This is a genomic window from Streptacidiphilus albus JL83, assembly GCF_000744705.1.
GTDB classification, from domain to species: domain Bacteria; phylum Actinomycetota; class Actinomycetes; order Streptomycetales; family Streptomycetaceae; genus Streptacidiphilus; species Streptacidiphilus albus.
Window position 1 is genome coordinate 8573782 of record NZ_JQML01000001.1, and the last position, 14769, is coordinate 8588550.

Annotated in this window: 14 protein-coding genes; 10 read left to right on the forward strand and 4 right to left on the reverse strand. The window is 73.3% G+C overall.

The annotated features are described in order from the left end of the window. Window positions 1-128 precede the first annotated feature (128 nt). From BS75_RS49660 to BS75_RS37275, 4 genes are all read left to right on the forward strand, one after another. Window positions 129-809: an ArsR/SmtB family transcription factor gene (locus tag BS75_RS49660; protein ID WP_052070185.1), complete on the forward strand. Its 681-nt coding sequence runs from the start codon at window positions 129-131 to the stop codon at window positions 807-809. Continuing rightward, window positions 802-1773 carry an MBL fold metallo-hydrolase gene (locus tag BS75_RS37265; RefSeq protein WP_063771484.1) on the forward strand — a complete coding sequence of 324 codons (972 nt, stop codon included), beginning with the start codon at window positions 802-804 and terminating at the stop codon, window positions 1771-1773. The genes BS75_RS49660 and BS75_RS37265 overlap by 8 nt, the downstream gene beginning before the upstream one ends. 148 nt (window positions 1774-1921) lie before the next feature. After that, the gene (locus BS75_RS37270) at window positions 1922-2911 is read left to right on the forward strand and encodes an NAD-dependent epimerase/dehydratase family protein (protein ID WP_034091378.1); all 990 of its coding nucleotides are present in this window, start codon (window positions 1922-1924) and stop codon (window positions 2909-2911) included. Between the two features lie 76 nt (window positions 2912-2987). Continuing rightward, complete coding sequence (locus tag BS75_RS37275) at window positions 2988-3491, forward strand: YybH family protein (protein WP_034091379.1); 504 nt, start codon at window positions 2988-2990, stop codon at window positions 3489-3491. Window positions 3492-3550: 59 nt separating this feature from the next. On the opposite strand, the gene BS75_RS37280 is transcribed toward BS75_RS37275, so the two are convergent. Then, on the reverse strand, window positions 3551-4090 hold the full coding sequence (locus BS75_RS37280; protein WP_034091380.1) for a hypothetical protein: 540 nt from the start codon (window positions 4088-4090) through the stop codon (window positions 3551-3553). A 226-nt stretch (window positions 4091-4316) separates the two neighbouring features. Here BS75_RS37280 and BS75_RS37285 point away from each other — a divergent pair, with 226 nt between their 5' ends. After that, window positions 4317-5231: an aldo/keto reductase gene (locus BS75_RS37285; RefSeq protein WP_034091381.1), complete on the forward strand. Its 915-nt coding sequence runs from the start codon at window positions 4317-4319 to the stop codon at window positions 5229-5231. Window positions 5232-5238: 7 nt separating this feature from the next. Here the strand turns inward: BS75_RS37285 and BS75_RS37290 are convergent, their stop codons facing one another. Continuing rightward, a complete protein-coding gene (locus tag BS75_RS37290; RefSeq protein ID WP_034091382.1) occupies window positions 5239-6732 on the reverse strand; it encodes an APC family permease in 1494 nt (497 codons plus the stop codon). A 60-nt stretch (window positions 6733-6792) separates the two neighbouring features. Next, window positions 6793-7995: an amidohydrolase family protein gene (locus tag BS75_RS37295; protein WP_231608005.1), complete on the reverse strand. Its 1203-nt coding sequence runs from the start codon at window positions 7993-7995 to the stop codon at window positions 6793-6795. A gap of 180 nt (window positions 7996-8175) precedes the next feature. On the opposite strand from BS75_RS37295, the gene BS75_RS37300 reads away from it, so the two are divergent. Further along, window positions 8176-8877: a GntR family transcriptional regulator gene (locus BS75_RS37300; protein ID WP_034091384.1), complete on the forward strand. Its 702-nt coding sequence runs from the start codon at window positions 8176-8178 to the stop codon at window positions 8875-8877. Between the two features lie 276 nt (window positions 8878-9153). Further along, a complete protein-coding gene (locus tag BS75_RS37305; RefSeq protein WP_042437847.1) occupies window positions 9154-10020 on the forward strand; it encodes an SDR family oxidoreductase in 867 nt (288 codons plus the stop codon). A gap of 69 nt (window positions 10021-10089) precedes the next feature. On the opposite strand, the gene BS75_RS37310 is transcribed toward BS75_RS37305, so the two are convergent. Beyond that, the gene (locus BS75_RS37310; protein WP_034091385.1) at window positions 10090-11244 is read right to left on the reverse strand and encodes an FAD-dependent oxidoreductase; all 1155 of its coding nucleotides are present in this window, start codon (window positions 11242-11244) and stop codon (window positions 10090-10092) included. Window positions 11245-11360: 116 nt separating this feature from the next. Here BS75_RS37310 and BS75_RS37315 point away from each other — a divergent pair, with 116 nt between their 5' ends. The 3 genes from BS75_RS37315 (at window position 11361) to BS75_RS37325 (ending at window position 14698) form a co-directional block, all read left to right on the forward strand. Beyond that, window positions 11361-12020 carry a class I SAM-dependent DNA methyltransferase gene (locus BS75_RS37315; RefSeq protein WP_034091386.1) on the forward strand — a complete coding sequence of 220 codons (660 nt, stop codon included), beginning with the start codon at window positions 11361-11363 and terminating at the stop codon, window positions 12018-12020. A gap of 82 nt (window positions 12021-12102) precedes the next feature. Beyond that, window positions 12103-13167 carry an MBL fold metallo-hydrolase gene (locus BS75_RS37320; RefSeq protein WP_197091995.1) on the forward strand — a complete coding sequence of 355 codons (1065 nt, stop codon included), beginning with the start codon at window positions 12103-12105 and terminating at the stop codon, window positions 13165-13167. Window positions 13168-13348: 181 nt separating this feature from the next. Next, the gene (locus BS75_RS37325; RefSeq protein WP_034091387.1) at window positions 13349-14698 is read left to right on the forward strand and encodes an acyltransferase; all 1350 of its coding nucleotides are present in this window, start codon (window positions 13349-13351) and stop codon (window positions 14696-14698) included. Window positions 14699-14769: the final 71 nt, after the last annotated feature.

A 14769-nucleotide genomic window follows, 5' to 3' on the forward strand; every position in this document is an offset into this window, starting at 1 on the left:
GGCGTTTGGGAGCGCTCCCGATAGTCATCCGATTCTGTGAACACGTCAATACTCCCGGCGCGGCCGGGGTGGAGAAAAAAGCCAAAGAACTCTTTGATATCTCTGCCGATCGGCGTAGTCTCAGTGTCGTGAAGATCAGTGATCCCCGGGCGATCAAGGCCCTGGCCCACCCGATCCGCCTCGACCTGCTGGAACTGGTGGGCCGCAGCGGACCGGTGACGGCCGCTCAGTGCGGACGCGCCCTCGGCGAGTCCCAGGCGAGTTGCTCGTTCCATCTGCGCCAGCTGGCCAAGTACGGCTTCGTTGCGGACGCCGGCCCCGGCCGGGACCGGCGGGAGCGGCTGTGGCGGATCACCGACATGCGGCTGCAACTGCCCTCCGGGCAGGGACCCGAGGGTGCGGTGGTCCGGCAGCTGAACCGGGTGATGGTGGAGCGGGAGCTCGCCAGGATCCTGGACTCCATCGAGCGGACCCCCGACGAGCCCGCCGACTGGCGCGAGGCCAGTTCGACGCTGTCGGCGACCATCCCGCTGACCGCCCAGGACCTCGCCGAGATCAAGGAGCGCTGGATCGAGGTGCTGGCGCCCTACATCGCCGCCGCCGAGGCGGCGGGCGGGCAACTGGCCCCCGGCCAGCGGCATGTCCGCTTCTTCTCGGTGGCCTCGCCGCTGCCCGAGCTGCGGACGGAGGGTGCGGAGGGTGCGGAGGGGGTCGATGGCGAGGAAAGCAGCAAGGACAGCGGTAAGGACAGTGCGGAATCGGCGCAGGCGAACGACGCCAACGATGGGAACGGTGGATCCGATGTCTGACAGCACCAGCACCAGCACGATCAGCACGACCGACGCGGCGATCGACTTCCTGACGGCGGCCCCGGTGGCCGGCTCGTTGGAGGTGCGGTGGATACACGGGGCGCCCAACCGGCGCGCTGCCACCGATCCGGCCATCCAGGTCCACGCCTACGACGAGCACACCGTCATCCTGCGGCAGAGCAAGGGGGTCAGCAGCGAGGCGCCGTTCATGTTCCTGCTCTTCGGCAACGACCGGGCGCTGCTGCTGGACACCGGGGCGACGGCCGACCCGCAGCGGTTCCCGCTGCGGGAGACCGTCGACGGCCTGATCGGGGACTGGCTGACCCGGCACCCCCGGGAGGGCTACGAGCTGGTCGTCGCCCACACCCACGGCCACAACGACCATGTGGCCGGGGACGCGCAGTTCGCAGACAGGCCGAGCACCACCGTGGTGGCGCGGGAGATCGCGGCGGTCCACGCCTTCTTCGGGCTCGCCGAACGGCCGGAACAGGGCGTCGACTTCGACCTCGGCGGCCGGGTGCTGCGGCTGCTGGCCACCCCCGGGCACCATGCGGCCTCGATCACCGTCTACGACCCGTGGACCGGGATCCTGTTCACCGGTGACACGGTGCTACCGGGCCGGCTCTACGTCCAGGACTTCCCAGCCTTCACTGCGACCATGGAGCGGCTGGTCTCCTTCGCCGGGACGCACCGGGTCACCCATGTGTTCGGCTGCCATGTCGAGATGACCGACCGGCCGGGGGCCGACTTCCCGCTCGGCGCCCCCTACCAGCCCGGCGAGACCGTACCGCAGATGACCGTGGAGCAGTTGGTCGCGGTGCGCGACGCCGCCCTGTCCGTCGCCGACAGGCCGGGGATCCACGGCTTCGACGACTTCATCATCTTCCACGGCATGGGCCTGGGGAACACGGCGAAGCTGATCGGCCGGGGGCTGGCGCACAGGCTCGGACTGATCCGGCTCTGAACCCCTTTGCCCGGAGCGCGCTAAGGAGCGCACTAAGGAGCGGACGAAGGAGTGCGCAGGGCCCTGCCGGTGAGTGCAGGGGCGGCCCGGATTCTGCTGTGAGCAGGCGGCGGCCACAACGTGCGCGTTGTGGGGCAGGATCGGCGACATGAAACTGCTGATCCTCGGAGGAACCGAGTTCGTCGGACGGGCTGTCGCCGTGTGCGCGATGCAACGCGGGTGGGAGGTGACCGTCTTCCATCGAGGTCGCCACGAGGCGCCGCCCGGGGTCGCCGTCCGGCACGGCGACCGGACGGCCGAGGGCGGACTCGCGGCCCTGGCCGAGGGGGAGTGGGACGCCGTCGTCGACACCTGGACCGGCGCGCCGAGCGCGGTCCGGGACGCGGCCCGGACCCTGACCGGCCGGGTGGGCCGGTACGTCTACGTCTCCAGCCGCTCGGTCTACGCCTACCCGGCCCCGGCCGGGCTGCCGGAGGACGGTCCACTGGCGGAGGGGGCGTCCCCGGACGACGGGAGCGCCGAGGACTACCAACTGGCCAAGCTGGGCGGAGAGCTGGCCGCGACTGCGGCCTTCGGCGAGCGGGCGCTGCTGGTGCGCGCCGGGTCGATCCTCGGACCGGAGGAGAACGTCGGCCGGCTGCCCTGGTGGCTGAACCGGATCGCGCGCGGCGGACCGGTACTGGCCCCCGGTCCGCGCACGCTGCCGCTGCAGTACATCGACGCCCGGGACCTGGCGGAGTGGATCCTCGACGCGGTCGTGGCCGGGCTCGGCGGCGCCTACAACCTGGTCGGCCCGGCCGGGCACACCACGATGGGCGAACTGCTGGAGACCTGCGTCCGGGTCACCGGTTCCGAGGCGGAGTTGCGCTGGACCGATCCGGAGACGATCCTCGCGGCCGACATCGAGCCGTGGAGCGACCTGCCGCTGTGGATCCCGCCGGGCGAGCTGTACGACACCATGCACGGCGGTGACGTGACCAAGGCGTTGGCTGCCGGACTGCGTTGCCGTCCGGTGGCCGAGACGGTCGCCGACACCTGGGCCTGGCTCCGGTCGCTGGACGGCGAGCCGCCGCAGCGAACCGACCGGCCCCCGGTCGGCCTTGACCCGGCGGTCGAGGCCAAGGTTCTGAACGGCTGAACCCGGAGGCCCCAACTCGCCTGTGACGGCCGGGAATGACGGGAATGACGGGAAAGGTCCGTTGCTTGGACGGGGCATGAGCGAACACGGCACGATCGAGAAGACGGACATCAGCTTCGGCCCCGCCTCCTGCAACCGGTCGGACGAGACCACCGACCCGTCGGCGCGCGGGGCCGAAGCCGCGTTGGAGACCTTCTACTACGCTCTCAACAACCAGGACCGCGAAGCCCTGCGGGCGGACTGGTCCGCCCACCCGCTGGCGCAGCTGAACAACCCGGTCGGCGGCATCCTGCGCGGTGGGGGCGCGATCGTCGCCCTCTACGAGAAGGTCTTCGCGGGCCGTCCGAACGTCCGGGTGGTCTTCGGCGACGTGGTCGCCTACCCGGGCACGGACCATGCTGTCTTCGCCGGTCGGGAGAGCGGGAGTTGGACCGACGCCGAGGGCAACGCGGTCCCGTTGGAGATCCGCACCAGCCGCTGCTTCCGCTACCAGGACGGCCGTTGGCAGCAGATCCACCACCACGGCAGCATCGACGACCCAGCCGCTCCCGCCGCCTACCAGCACCCGGTCAGAGGCTGAGCCGGATACGGCCGCCCCGCCCCCGAGGCCGACCTGCGGGGACGGGGCGGTTGCCGGGCCTACTGAAGGTGGCCGGGGGGAAGGAGCAACTGGACCCCTCCTGCCGGGGTGTGCTGCGCCTCCTGCATCCGGACGATCAGGTCGCGCTTGGCGGCGAAGCCCGGGTCGAACGTGTGCGGGGCCGGCAGCCGGACGTCGCCGCCGCCCACCTTGTGGAGGACGACCTGCCGGATGCCGGTCCTCCAGCTCCAGCCCGTCGACACGGCCTCGATGTCCGACCAGGTGAGGTAGGAACTCGGGCTCTGTCGGCTCCCGCTGACGGTCACGCCGTTCGCGGACAGGGTCACCGCCTGCCTGCTCGGCGGAACGAGCTGGGTGGCCGCGACCACGCAGGCGCTGCCCAGGAGCATCCACAGACTGTGCTGTTCCGTGGGGTCCGCCGGGGACACGAGGTCGATGGTCAATGCCAGGGACAGCAGCACCGCGTACATCACCAGCACCGGTGACGCGCGTTGCAGCCGGGTCACTCGAAAGCGGATCCGACCGACCCACGCCCCCGATTCGCCGACCTCGATGCCGACACCGTCCGTCCAGCTCATTGCTCTCCCCCGTTCGGACACCCGCTGTGCGGGGCCGGCATGTCCGGCCGCCGAAGGCCTGTCGAGTCGACGACTCGTACCTCGGTCGCTGTATCGCGCTGCTATGATAGACCCGTACAGACAAGCCTTCTCGGCGCGGACTTCGATCCGCCGGGGAGGCTTTTTGCATGTCCGGGGCCCGTCCGCCCCGGCCGAGTCCCCTGGTCCACCCTGTTGGAGGAGACCCATGTCCACGAGTTCCCGGACGAAGGCCGCTGCCGCTGCCGGTACGTGGCGGCTCGGCGACCGCACCGTCAACCGCGTCGGCTTCGGCGCGATGCGGCTGACCGGCACCGCGCCGTTCGACCTCGGCCTGCCGCGTGACCGCGAGCGGTCGATCGGACTGCTGCGGCGGGCGGTCGAGTCGGGGGTGAACCACATCGACACCGCCGCGTTCTACTTCTCGGCGACGCGCTCCGCCAATGAGCTGATCAACCGGGCCCTCGCGCCCTACCCGGAGGACCTGGTCATCGCCACCAAGGTCTGGCCGGGCCGCGACTCCTCGGGGGCGTGGTGGTGGGCCGCACCGGAGCAGCTGCGCGGCCAGGTGGAGGAGAACCTCCGCCAACTGGGCCGTGACCACCTGGACGTGGTCAACCTGCGGGTGCCGCCGTCCCGACGGAGCGGCTCGATCGCCGAGCACTTCGGGGCGCTGGCCGAGCTGCGCGACGCCGGGCTGATCCGCCACCTCGGCATCTCGAACGTCACCTCCGCGCAACTGGACGAGGCCCGGGCCATCGCCCCGGTGGTGTGCGTGCAGAACCCCTATGGGATCGGTGCTCCGGACGAGGACCGGGCGTTGCTGCGGTACTGCGGTGAACTCGGCCTCGCCTTCGTTCCGTTCTTCGCGATCGCCGGTTCCGGCCGCGAGGCGGGTCCGGGGTCCGGCGACAGCGGGGCGGTGGCCGCCGTCGCCGCTGCGCACGGCGTGTCCGTCGCCCAGGTCCGACTGGCCTGGACCCTGCAGCAGGGGCCGCACGTGCTGGCGATCCCCGGCACCGGTGATCCGGAGCACCTCGCGCAGAACCTGGCGGCCGGCTCGCTGCGGCTCCCGGCGGAGGAGACGGCCTGCCTCGACGCACCGGTGCCGGAGGGCCGATGACGGGTGGTCAGTCGCGTTCGGCGTCGGTGTTGGTGAGCTGCTCGTAGCGCTCCGGGTCGGCGCGCCGGATGCGGCGGGCGACCAGCAGGCCGATCACGAAGACCACCGGGAGCGGTAGTAGCAGACCGGTGTCGACGGCGTCGCTCGCACCGGTCAGCAGGCCGAAGCGCAGCGCGGCGTAGACGCTGAAGGCGCCGAGGCCGAGGAAGGACAGCAGCGGCGCCCAGACCACCCGCAGTGCGGACATGCCGCGACGGTCCTTGCGGAAGAAGGCGAAGACCGCCAGCGCGGCCAGCGCCTGCATCAGCATGATGCCCATGACGCCGGTGCCGTTGGGCCAGAGGAAGACCACCAGGTAGGGGTCGGCCTTGGCGAGCGCGCCGACCGCCACCACGGCGAGCGCCAGCAGGCTCTGCACCACCACGGCGGCGCTGGGCGATCCCGTCCTCGGCGAGACGCTCGCCAGCCTGCGCGGCAGCAGTCCCTCCCGGCCGAGGGCGTACATGTAGCGGGCGGCGGCGTTGTGGAAGGCCAGGGTCGCGGCGAAGGCGCTGGTGATGATCAGGACGTGCATGGTGTCGGCCAGCCAGGTGCCGACGAAGCGGTGGGCGGCGTCGAAGACCATGTCGGAGCCGTTCGGTCCGCCGGCGATCCGGACCGACTCGTCGATGCCGAAGCCGCCCATCATCACCCAGACCGCGAAGGCGTAGAAGAGGGCGAGGAAGCCCACGGCGATGAAGGTGGCGCGGGGCACGGTGCGGCGCGGGTCGCGGGCCTCCTCGGCGTAGATCGCGGTGGCCTCGAAGCCGGTGAAGGCGCCGATGGCCAGCAGGAACATCCCGGCCGCGCCACCGCCGCCGAGCGAGGTGGGGTCGAGCGCGGAGACGTCCATCGCGGCGGTTCCGCGATGGCCGAGCACGCCGGCGTCGAGCACCAGCAGCACCAGTACCTCCAGCACCAGGGCTGTCCCGAGGACCTTGGCGCTGAGCGTCACCTTCAGCCAGCCGAGGACGGCGACGCCGGCGATGCACACCAGGGTGCAGCCCCACCAGGGCACGGACACCCCGGTGAGGTCCTCCACCCCGCCGGCGGCGAAGACCCCGAAGCAGGCACAGAGGCCGATCTCGACCAGGTTGTAGGAGAGGACGGCGACATAGGCGGTGCCCACGCCGACGGCGCGGCCGAGGCCCCGGGCGACGTAGGCGTAGAACGCGCCGGCGTTGCGGACGTACAGGCTCATCGCGGTGAATCCGGCGGCGAACAGGGCCAGCAGGGCGCCGGAGACGAGGTAGCCGAGGGGGGTGCCGCGTCCGCCCATGGCGATGGCGGCGGGGGCCACCCCGGCCACGGCGGTGAGCGGCGCGGCGGCGGCGACCACGAAGAAGACCAGGTCGAAGGTGCCGATGGCACCGCCGGTGAGCGCGGTGCCGGAAGGCTCGGCGGCCGTGGGCGCGGGCTCGGAACCGCGCGCGGGCGGGTGGTCGGGGGTGAGGGTGCTCATGGGGGTCCTCTCGGCGGGCGGTGGCAGCGGGGGCGGGGGTGGGTGGTGCTGCGGGGGCGCTCAGGGGTGGTCGGCGGCGTGGACGACGCGTCCGGCGTGCAGCACGAGCAGCCGGGCGGGGTGGGCGGCGACGGCCTCGGGGACGCCGGCGGCGGCGACCGCGACCAGGTCGGCCCGGTCGCCGACGGACAGGCCGTAGCCGGTCAGGCCGAGCGCGCCGGCAGCCGCGCCGGTGGCCAGGTCCAGCGCCGTGTGCAGCTCCTGGTCGGTCATCAGGTCGTCGCGCAGGCCGATCGTCCCGGCGCGTTCGAGCATGTCGCCGTTGCCGTAGGGCCACCAGGCGTCGCGGATGTTGTCGGATCCGGCGAAGACCCGGACGCCGTGCTCGCGCAGTCGCAGTACCGGCGGCATCGGGCCGGCCGGACCGTTGGTCATGATCGAGACACCGGCCCCGGCCAGTGCCTGCGCGGTGCTGCCGAAGCCGTGGTCGTCGAGTTCGCCCAGGCAGTAGGCGTGGCTGACGGTGACCCGGCCGTCCAGCCCGAGGGCGGCGGTGCGGGCGGCCACGGCCCGCAGTTGGGCCGCACCGCTCTCGCCGGGGTCGTGCAGATGGAGGTCGACGCCGACCCCGTGGCGCTCGGCGAGGCCGAAGACCACGTCGAGCTGGCCGTCCGGGTCGCCGTCGAAGCCCTCCGGGTCGAGGCCGCCGATCAGGTCGGCGCCCGCGCGCAGGGCCTGGTCGAGCAGGTCGGGGACGCCGGGCGCGGTGACCACGCCGCCCTGGGGGAAGGCGACCAGCTGGAGGCCGAGCCGGTCGCGGAAGCGCTCGCGGACCTCCAGCAGGGCGTGCAGCCCGTCGAGCCCGACATCCGGGTCGATGTCCACGTGCGAGCGGGCATGGCCGGTGCCCTGGGTGATCAGCAGTTCGGCGAGGGCGGAGGCCCGTTCGACCACCGGCACGCCGATCTCGCGCCGCAGCCGACGCTCGGCGGCGACCCGCTCGCGGATGGTGCTGCCGGGCAGGTGGGGCTGCCAGGGAGCGCCGAGGAAGGTCTTGTCCAGGTGGACGTGGCCGTCCACCAGCGCGGGGAGCAGCAGTGCTCCGCCGAGGTCCACCGCCCGTCCGCCGACGGGGGGAGCGGTGGGGGCGGGGGCGGTGAGGGCGGTGATCCGCCCCTGGCGCAGGTGGACGTCGGCCCTGCGGCCGTCGGGGAGGGTGGCGTCGAGCAGCAGGTCGACGGGGGTGGAGCGGGGGAGTGGCACGGCTGGTCCTCGGGGTGGTGCGGGGTGGGGCATCGTCAGGCTATTTGGTATACCGAATACCAGGCAAGGGTTTCGGGGTCGCGAATTCGGAGTGGTGGAATCCGCCTCGGGCGGGTCTGGGATGATCGGGCAGGACCCGCCCGAGGACGGGTGGCGTGAGCAACGGCGAAGGGGTCGGCAGTGAGCACGAGGAAGCCGGACCCCGGCGCGGGCCCCACCATCGGGGCGGCCGACCGGTCGCTGCGGGACCAGGTCTACGAGGCGATCCGCGCACGGATCATCGACGGCGAGCTGGCACCGGGACGCCGACTGGTCGAGCGTGACCTGGCCGAGGAGTTCGGGGTCTCCCGGGTGCCGGTGCGCGAGGCCATGCAGCGGCTGGAGGTGGAGGGCTTCCTCACCAACCTGCCCCGGCGCGGCGCCATCGTCTCCCGGGTCGACCGGGAGGAGGCCGAGCACTTCTTCGACGTCCGCGAGTACCTGGAGGCGCTGGCCGCCGGGCTGGCGGCCCGTCGCGCCGACCCGGACGGGCTGCGCCGGCTGCGCGAACTGCTGGACGCCGCGCAGCGGGCGGACGCGCAGGGGCGGACCGAGGAGAGCGCGACGCTGAACGCCGACTTCCACCGCGAGATCGTCGCGATGTCGGGCAACCCGCTGCTCCGCGACCTGATGGAGCCGCTGGACGGCCGACTGCACCGGCTGTTCCGGCTCACCTCCGTGCCCGGGGACGCGCCGACCATGTGCGGGGAGCACGAGCAGCTCTTCCGGATGATCAGCGCCGGCGACGAGCAGGGCGCCGCCGAACTGATGCGCCGCCATGTCGCGAGCACCCGTGCGGCGGCGCTGCTGGTGCTCGACTCGCTGCCGTCCGAGGGAGCCTGAGGGATCGCCGGTCGGCCGACCGGCGGAGCTCCGGGGCGCGAGCCGGGCAGCGCCCCGGCGGTACCGGTCGTTGCCGGGCCGAGGACGCCTCGCACCGCGAGGAGCCGGGGCGCAGCATGGTGAGCGGGGCCACCGAGTCCTCCGCCTCGGCCTGCGTCGACGGATGTCACATTCCATCGCCCTGTCCGGTCCTGGTTACGACGGACGGAACCCCGTCGATGTGACAACGAGACATTGCTCCGCCGGGCCCCGGGGCCCGAGCGGTGAGGAGGAACCATGTCAGCGCCCATCGTCCTGGTCACCGGGGGGACCGGCACGCTCGGTCGGCATGTCGTCGAGCGGCTGCACCGGGCCGGCTGCGAGGTGCGGGTGCTCAGCCGCAGTCGGCACGAGGACCGCGAGGGGGTCCGCCACGTCGTCGGCGACCTGGCCACGGGGGAGGGCCTGGTGCCGGCCCTCCAGCGGGTGACCTCGATCGTGCACTGCGCCAGCGGGCAGAAGGGCGACGCCGAGGCCACCCGCGCCCTGGTACGGGCGGCTCAGGCCCAGCCCGTGCCGCCGCACCTGGTCTACATCTCCATCGTCGGGATCGACCGGGTCCCGTTCGGCTACTACCGGTCGAAGCTGGCGGCGGAGCAGATCGTCGCCGAGTCCGGACTGCCGTGGACCACGCTGCGGGCCACCCAGTTCCACGACCTGGTGCTGACGGCGGCGCGGGTACTGGCCAGGCCGCCGGTGGTGCTGGCGCCGGCGGGCGTGCTGGTGCAGCCGGTCGACGCCGACGAGGTGGCGGCCCGGCTGGTGGAACTCGTGCTCGGGGACCCGGCCGGTCGGGTGCCCGACCTGGGCGGTCCGGAGGTGGCCGACGCGGCCGCCCTGCTCCGCGCCTATCTGGTTGCGGTGGGCAGCCGCCGTCCGGTGCTGCCGGTGCGGCTGCCGGGCACCCGCGCGCTCCGGGGCGGCGGTCTCGTCCTCGACGGACGGCCGGAGGCTCCGGCCCCCGACCGTTCGGGCGCGGCGGCGGGTACCCGGTTGACCTGGGCGGAGTTCCTGGCCGAGCGGGTGGGCCGCCCCGCCGACCGTCCCGCCGACGCCGACCGGGCCGCCGACGCAGACCGTCCCGCCGACGCCGACCGGGCCTAGCGGACGCCGGTCGGGCCCAGTGCACGCCGCCCGGGCCGGCTGCGCTGCGGCCCCGGGGCCGCCCTGCTGTCAGATGTCCTGTACCGCCCGGAACTCCGCGAACTGGGCGATCAGCCGCTGGTTGGCTTCGGGGCCGAAGCAGAGCTCCAGATTGGCGGCGGACTCGGCGGCCGAGCTCTCGCTGCGGGGGAAGAGGTCGCGCTCGTAGGCGGCGAGGGCGGCCTCGACGTCGCCGGGGTGGGCGGTGACGGCGGCGGCCAGTTCGGCGGCGTCGAGCATGGCGAGATTCGCGCCCTCACCGGCGAAGGGCGACATCAGGTGGGCGGCGTCGCCGAGCAGGGTCACCCCCGGGACGCGTCCCCAGCGGTGCCCGATCGGCAGGGCATGGATCGGCCGGGCGACCAGCGGGCCGTCGGCGTCCGCGATCAGTGCCCGCAGCCGCTGGTCCCAGCCCTCGAACCGGGCCAGCACCGCCGCCTTGGCGGTGGCGGTGTCGGCGGTGTCCAGCCCGGCCGCCCACTCGGGGGGCGTCCGCAGCGCGGCGTAGCAGTGCACGCTGCCGTCGCCCTCGGCATGGGTGAGGAAACCCTTGTCCTCGGCGAGCGCGAACATCATGCCGCCGCCGACCAGTTCGGCGGTCCCCGGGTGCCGCTCGGCCGCGTCCAGCAGGTCCGACTCGATGAAGGAGAGGCCGGTGTAGCCGGGGACGGCGGTGGAGACCAGCGGCCGGATCCGGGACCAGGCGCCGTCCGCGCCGACCAGCAGGTCGGTGGTGAAGGAACTGCCGTCGGCGAGCGCCACCTCGTGCCGGCCGTCGCCCAGGGAGCGCGCGCCGGTGACCCGGGAGCCCCAGTGGACGGTCCCCGCAGGCAGGGAGTCGAGCAGGATCCGGCGCAGGTCGTTGCGGTCGACCTCGGGCCGGTCCCCCTCCTCGCCCGCCTCGGGCTCCTCCTTCAGCAGGACGGTGCCGTCCCGGTCGACGATGCGCATGGCCTCGCCTCCGGCGTGGATGATCGCGCGGAACTCCTCGTACAGGCCAGCGGCGCGCAGGGCGACCTGGGCCGAGTCCTGGTGGAGGTCGAGCATGCCGCCCTGGTGCCGGGCGGTGGGGGAGGCGTCGAGTTCGAAGACGGCCGTCCCGACTCCGTTGCGGTGCAGCACGGAGGCGAGGGTGAGGCCGCCGAGGCCGCCGCCGATGACGGCGATGGGGTGGTGTTCGGACATGGTCGGTGCTCCTTGGTCCGGAGGTGCGGGGCGATGGATCCATTGTAGCGAACATGTTCGTAAGGACGGTGTTCGTCAGGAACGTGTTCGACGCGCGTCGGTTAGCCTCCTGTCGCATGACCGAGCCTGCCTACCTGAGCACCACCCGCGCGGCCTACGACACCGTCGCCGCCGACTACGCCGACCTGCTCCGGGAACAGCTGGCCGGCGCACCGCTGGACCGGGCGATGCTCGGCTCCTTCGCGGAACTCGTCCAGGCCGGGGACGCCGGGGCGACGGTCGCCGATCTAGGCTGCGGGCCAGGCCGGGTGACGGCGCATCTGGACTCGCTCGGGCTGTCGGCCTTCGGCGTCGACCTCTCGCCGGGCATGGTCGAGGTGGCCCGGCGCACCTATCCGGGCCTCCGCTTCGACGTCGGCGCCCTGGCCGCGCTGGACCTGGCGGACGCCGGGCTCGGCGGGATCGTCGCCTGGTACTCGATCATCCACACCCCGCCGGAGCTGCTGCCGGAGGTCTTCGCGGAGTTCGACCGGGTGCTGGCACCGGGCGGCCACCTGCTGCTGGCCTTCCAGGCCGGTGACGAGATCCGGCACATCGAGGAGGCCTACGGCCACACCGTCTCCTACGACGCCTACCGGCTGCGCCCCGAGCACATCGCCGAACTGCTCGGCCGGGCCGGGTTCACCATGCTGGCCCGACTGGTCCGGGAGCCGCTGGGGCACGAGCGCAACCAGCAGGCCTACTTCCTGCTGCGCAAGCCGGCCGCAGCGGAGTGATCACCGTCACTGTGCTCGACGGGGTCCGCCGGGACTAGGGTGCAGGTGACCGTCGAGTTGCCTGGGCAAGGGATCGTGGACCGTGTCTGACCTGGTGGAAGCCGTTCCGTCGGCACCGGGGACCGGAGTACCGGTCCAGGTCCGGCCCGGCCTGTGGGCGGTGTCGCTGCCGCTGCCCGGCCCGCCGCACCGGGTGACGGTCTACGTGCTGGAGACGGAAGCCGGGCCCTACCTGGTCGACGCCGGCTGGGACACCGACCAGGCCTGGCAGGCCCTGGGCGAGGGGCTGGCCGGCCTCGGCACCCGGGTCGAGGAGATCCAGGGCGTGCTGGTCACCCACGCCCACCTCGACCACTACGGCCTGGCGCCGAGGATCCGCGAGGCCTCGGGGGCCTGGGTCGCCCTGCACCCGCTGGACGCCGAGGAACTACCCGGCTACCGGGTCGATCCGGCCGAGCGGCTGGTCGAACTGCTGCGCGGCGCGGGCGCTCCGGACTCGGCGATCGAGTCGGCCGCCGCCGAGCTGGGTCGCGCGAGCGGCCATCGGCTGGCCGGACCGGACGTGCTGCTGGGGGACGGCCGCCGCCCCGACGTCCCCGGCTGGGACCTGACCACCGTCTGGACTCCCGGGCACACGCCCGGCCACCTCTGCTTCTGGGAGCCCCGGCACCGGCTGCTGCTGGCCGGGGACCATGCACTGCCGCGCACCGCCGTGATCATGCACGAGCCGCGCGGCCCGCAGGACGACCCGCTCGGGGACTACCTGGGCTCGCTCGACCGGCTGGAGCAGCTCCGGCCGGACGAGGTGCTGCCCGCCCACGAGCACCGGTACACCGACCTGTCCGGCAGGCTGGACCGGCTGCGCGGCTACCACGCCGACCGGCTGGCGGCCACGGTCGCGCTGCTCGGCGAGGGCCCGGCCACGGCCTGGGAGCTCGCCGGGCGCCAGCGGGCCCGGGGCAATCTGGACGGGCTGCGCGGCTACCCGCTGCATGCCACGGTCACCCGCACCCTGGCCCAACTCGCGCACCTGCGGACGCGGGGCCTGGCCGAGGAGCGGCCGGGCCCGCCGCCGCACTGGGCCCTCACCGCTGCGGCCCGGATCCGGCCGCAGCCGGGCGAGCGCTGCCCGGCCGTGGGCGGCTGAGCTCCCGGCGGCGGCGCTCCGGACCGATCTTCGGTGATCGCCCGGAGAGTTCCCCGTCCCCCTGGATTGCGGCCCCCCGCTGCCCTATCGTTCATGGTGATCCCCAGTCAGCTGCAGTGCGGAGCAGCCTGGTTGACGAAACGGCGCCGGGCAGCGCCTCCATTGGACGGAGCAGGACGACGTGGGTGCCTGGCCGCAGTTGCGCGAAACCCGGACGGTCGGATCGGAGCGGGCGCCGGGAACGGTGATCCGCTGCGGGGTGGTGGACACGATGCTGGCCGACCTGGCGGTGTCGGTCGTCTACTTCTTCGAGAAGGCGCCGCACCAGGAGGTGCTGGCGCTGGGACTGGCCCGGGCACTGGAGCACGTGCCGGTCTTCGCCGGACGGCTGCGCACCGTCGAGGACCGGCTGGAGATCGTCTGTGACGGCTCCGGGGTCCCGGTGAGCAGCTACGACGTCGACGAGACCCTGGCCGAGGCGATGGCCAGGGTCACCCTGCCCGGGGCCGACCTGGTCGACCACATCGACGCCACCCGGGCCCGGACCGGCGACCTGCCGCTGCTGACCGTGCGGATCAGCCGGCTCGCCGACGGCGGGATGGCCCTGGGCTGCTGCTGGCACCATGCGGTCGGCGACATCCAGAGCTTCATGCTGCTGATGCGGACCTGGTCCGCCGTGGTGGACGGCAGGCCGCTGCCGGAGGTCCTGCTGGTCGAGGACCAGGACGCCAACCTCGACCGGGTGCTGCCCGCCGAGGACTCCGGCCGTCCCGGCTTCCGCCTGGTCGACGCCGAGGAGGCGGCCTTCCTGGCCCGGGAGGTGGAGGTCTCCGGGCGGGCCAACCGCACCGTCCAGGTGTACTTCGGGGACGAGGAGATCCGCCGGATGAAGGAGGACTTCATCGGCGAGGCCGGCCGGAAGCTGTCCACCGGCGATGTGCTCGGCGCACACGTGGTGAGCTGCGTCCGGCGGTTGGACGGCGACGAGGAGACCCGGTGGCTGACCCTGCCGGTCAATGTCCGGCGTCCGCTGGACCTGCCGCCGGGCACGATCGGCAACCTGCTCAGTGAGATCCACCTGCCGGTCCCGGGCGGCAGCGCGCCCTACCGGCTGGCGGTCGACATCCGCGAGGCCATCGAGGACTTCACCGGCACACATCTGAACCTCCGGGCCAACACGGACTTCCTGCGGGGCATCGGGCGGGCGCGGCTCGCCGAGTGCGTTCCGCTGGGGTTCGACCCCGCGCAGCGCCGGTTCACGGTCTCCAGTTGGAGCCGGTTCGGCGCCTACGAGATCAGCTTCCAGGGCCGGCAGCCGGTCTTCTTCAGCCCCGCCGCCAACCTCCAGCTCCCCTGGGTCTCCTGGCTGGTGGAAGGCGTGGCGAACACCGGAGCGCTGTGGACCGCGGTCCTGCCGGCCCGCCTCGCCGCCAAGCTGCGCGGCCAGGAGGGACGGGCGCTGCTGCACCGCTTCCGCGCGCCGGAGGACGTCCTGCCCGCCCTGGCCTCGGCCCAGCGGAAGCTGCTCTGAGCCGCAACCCGGGGAACGCCGGAAGCGGCGGGGTGCGGGCCCTGGGGCCCGCACCCCGCCGCGGCGTCGGC

Coding starts and splice junctions, on each gene's coding strand:
- BS75_RS37305 (WP_042437847.1), top strand. CDS start 9,154: ATGTCAGCGCCCATCGTCCTGGTCACCGGGGGGACCGGCACGCTCGGT.
- BS75_RS37310 (WP_034091385.1), bottom strand. CDS start 11,244: ATGTCCGAACACCACCCCATCGCCGTCATCGGCGGCGGCCTCGGCGGC.
- BS75_RS37280 (WP_034091380.1), bottom strand. CDS start 4,090: ATGAGCTGGACGGACGGTGTCGGCATCGAGGTCGGCGAATCGGGGGCG.
- BS75_RS37265 (WP_063771484.1), top strand. CDS start 802: ATGTCTGACAGCACCAGCACCAGCACGATCAGCACGACCGACGCGGCG.
- BS75_RS37270 (WP_034091378.1), top strand. CDS start 1,922: ATGAAACTGCTGATCCTCGGAGGAACCGAGTTCGTCGGACGGGCTGTC.
- BS75_RS37285 (WP_034091381.1), top strand. CDS start 4,317: ATGTCCACGAGTTCCCGGACGAAGGCCGCTGCCGCTGCCGGTACGTGG.
- BS75_RS37275 (WP_034091379.1), top strand. CDS start 2,988: ATGAGCGAACACGGCACGATCGAGAAGACGGACATCAGCTTCGGCCCC.
- BS75_RS37290 (WP_034091382.1), bottom strand. CDS start 6,732: ATGAGCACCCTCACCCCCGACCACCCGCCCGCGCGCGGTTCCGAGCCC.
- BS75_RS37315 (WP_034091386.1), top strand. CDS start 11,361: ATGACCGAGCCTGCCTACCTGAGCACCACCCGCGCGGCCTACGACACC.